This window comes from Mesorhizobium sp. B1-1-5, from assembly GCF_006443065.1.
GTDB lineage: Bacteria > Pseudomonadota > Alphaproteobacteria > Rhizobiales > Rhizobiaceae > Mesorhizobium.
Map to the genome: position 1 here is coordinate 1 of NZ_VFWS01000231.1, position 2381 is coordinate 2381.

At 65.8% G+C, this 2381-nt stretch carries 4 protein-coding genes; 2 read left to right on the forward strand and 2 right to left on the reverse strand.

Going from position 1 to position 2381, the window contains the following annotated elements:
- Positions 1 to 162: 162 nt before the first annotated feature.
- Both FJ980_RS29790 and FJ980_RS29795 read left to right on the forward strand, forming a co-directional pair.
- Entirely contained in the window at positions 163 to 882 is a 720-nt protein-coding gene (locus FJ980_RS29790; protein ID WP_140547201.1) for a 3-keto-5-aminohexanoate cleavage protein, read from the forward strand.
- Positions 883 to 1030: 148 nt separating this feature from the next.
- A complete protein-coding gene (locus FJ980_RS29795; protein ID WP_140500038.1) occupies positions 1031 to 1585 on the forward strand; it encodes a cytochrome b in 555 nt (184 codons plus the stop codon).
- Here FJ980_RS29795 and FJ980_RS29800 read toward each other — a convergent pair.
- Together FJ980_RS29800 and FJ980_RS35990 are read right to left on the reverse strand one after the other, a co-directional pair.
- Positions 1548 to 2087, reverse strand: a complete 540-nt coding sequence (locus tag FJ980_RS29800) for a serine hydrolase domain-containing protein (protein ID WP_348640669.1) — start codon at positions 2085 to 2087, stop codon at positions 1548 to 1550. The genes FJ980_RS29795 and FJ980_RS29800 overlap by 38 nt on opposite strands.
- Before the next feature lie 6 nt (positions 2088 to 2093).
- Positions 2094 to 2381 (reverse strand): serine hydrolase domain-containing protein (locus FJ980_RS35990; RefSeq protein WP_348640670.1); only part of this gene is annotated, 288 nt, incomplete at its 5' end.

Below are 2381 nucleotides of genomic sequence, written 5' to 3' on the forward strand. Positions count from 1 at the left end.
GCGGAACACAGGGTAAATATCCACAGGCGGATTTTATTCAAATGCCGGGGGATTCCGGCAAGAAGGGCGAGGCTGGCGCTGTCAGGAGAGACAACGCCCAACTCTTTGCCATGCCTTGCCACGCAGCTAGAGTGCTGGCTCCCTTGTCCGAGGATGGCAGCCATGATCGTCCAGGCCTGCATCAATGGCGCACGACCGCGCGATTTTCATCCGAAATTGCCGCTGACGGCGCAGGCGATGGCGAGCGATGCGGCCGCCTGCGTCGCCACGGGCGCGGCCGAGCTGCACATCCATCCGCGCGGCGCGGACGGGCGCGAGAGCCTGGCCGCCGTGGACGCGACCGTGCTGGCGGTGCGCCGGGCCTGTCCCGGCACGCTGATCGGCGTGTCGACAGGCGCCTGGATCGAGAATGACGTCGAGCGCACCCGCGCGGCGATCGCCGGCTGGCGCGAACTGCCCGACTATGCCTCGGTCAATCTTTCGGAGGCCGACGCGCCCGGCGTGATGGAGCTTTTGCGCCAGCGCGGCGTCGGCATCGAGGCCGGCCTTGCCACAACGGAAGATGCCCAGCGGTTCGTCAGTCTTGCCGATCACGGCCGGGTGCTGCGCATCCTGATCGAGATCGACATACAGGAATTGCCCGCCGCACTCGCCGAGGCGCACGGCATCGCCGCCGCGCTGGACCGCGCCGGGGTGCGGCGGCCGATCCTGCTGCACGGCGCCGATGCCACGGTCTGGCCGTTCGTGGAGCTCGCGCATCGAAGGCGCTGGTCGACGCGGGTCGGACTGGAAGACGGCAGGACGCTTCCCGATGGAAAGGTTGCGCTGGACAATGCGGAGATCGTCGCGGGGGCGGCGGCGGTATTTTGGTCGAAAACCTGAAGGGTCTCAAGCGCCTTGGCTGTGCAGCCGGTGCGACAAGCCGACCCGACCTGCTCCGCCATAAATCGTTCTCACTCGAGGCGCAGCTAAATAAAGGCAAATTCGGCTTGGCGCGGGGAGCCTTGTGCAACTGCCGCGGAGTTGCTGCATGTCACTGTCCGGTACCACAACTCGCTACGGAAGCCTTGCCCAGGCATTCCACTGGTTGACGGCACTGCTCGTGCTCATCGCCTTCCTGGTCTCGGCAGGCGGCCCTCCTACGCGCGTTTATTCAGCGCCCAGGGCCTCGATGCTGCTGCTTCATGAATCGCTCGGCTTCGCGGTTTTCTGGCTGCTGGTGATCCGCCTGGCCTGGCGGCTGTTCGATCGCATTCCCGATGCTCCGTCCATGCCCGCCTGGATGTATGTCGGGTCGAAGGCGGTACATTGGGCGCTCTACGCATTGATGTTCGCTGTGCCGGTGACCGCCATGCTCGGCGCATGGTTTGGCGGCCATCCGGTCACGGTGTACGGCTTCGGTCCGATCGGTCCGCTTTTCGCCCCATGGGACGTCGGCGCTTCGCTGGCGGAAATCCACGGCACGCTTGGCGACATCCTCATGTGGCTGGCCGGCCTGCACGCCGCGGCGGCCGTCTTCCACCACGTTCTTCTGCGAGATCGCGTGCTCAGCCAGATGCTGCCCGGCTTGGCTGCTCCAGAATGATCCGGATCGCCTGATCCACCACGGGATGCAGGCCGCTGGCCTGGAAGGACAGGCGGTTGCCGGAGCCGACATTGCTGGTCATGGCGATGGTAAGACCGGTCGCCGGATCATGCAGCATGACCGCGACATAGCCCGGAATGCTGCCCTGATGGCCGTAGAAGGCGCGGTCGGCATAGGCGCTCTGGAACATGCCGGCGCCGGTCTCGCGCATGCGGGTGCCCGGGAAGCTCGCCGGCACGCGGCGTTCGAACATCTCGGCGAAGAAAGGCGGCGACAAGAGCTTGCCGGAGAACAGGCTGCGCATGAAGCTCACCATGTCGGACGGCGTCGACACCATGTCGCCGCAGCCATAGGCGGCGCCGAATGGGAAGGAATCGGAAGAATCCTGCAATTCGTCGGAGTAGGGCAGCACGCCGTCCATGCGCCACATCTCGCCGCCGGAAGCGATGTCTGTCGGTGCGCCCGGCGCCGGCGGCGGCCGGTGGTAGTAGCCGCGCACCATCGACCTTTACGGGAATGCTTCGGTGGCTGGCGACCAGGTGTTTTCCAGGGCGCGCGGCCGCAGGACCGAGCTTCTGACATAGGCGCCGAGCGCCTGGCCGGTGACGGCCTCGATCACCATGCCGGCCAACACATAGCCGGTGTTGTTGTAGACAGCGGGTCCGCCCGGTGCCTTCTGTTTGTCGGAGGCGAAGGCGATGTCGACCAGCTGCTGCGGCGTCCATTGCCGGCCCGGATCCATCGGTATGTAATATTCGAATTCCGGCAGGCCGCTGGGATGGTTGATCAGCTGGCG